Genomic DNA, 231 nt, shown 5'->3' with positions numbered 1-231 from the left:
GGATTAAGGTGGCACGAATATTACCTAAAAATATAAAAATAATTAATACAACTAAGCCCATAGAAATAGCAAGGGTGCTGTATACCTCATTAATCGATTCTTTTATAAAAATAGATGAGTCGTAACTATCCTCTATAGTGGTTCCTTCGGGTAGGTTACGTTTTATTTTTTCAAGTTCGGCGCGGGCGTTATCAACCACAGTTAAGGTGTTGGCTTTAGCTTGCTTTACAA

General features: G+C 35.9%; 1 protein-coding gene. It reads right to left on the bottom strand.

Translation table 11 applies throughout. The features are described from left to right. On the bottom strand, positions 1-231 hold a 231-nt coding region (locus AAEY62_RS25110; protein ID WP_350637222.1), incomplete at both ends, for an efflux RND transporter permease subunit.

This window comes from Pseudoalteromonas sp. GW168-MNA-CIBAN-0100 (assembly GCF_040309225.1).
Lineage (GTDB): Bacteria > Pseudomonadota > Gammaproteobacteria > Enterobacterales > Alteromonadaceae > Pseudoalteromonas > Pseudoalteromonas arctica.
Note: the sequence above shows the minus strand (reverse complement) of the source record. Positions and strands in the feature narration are given on the sequence as shown.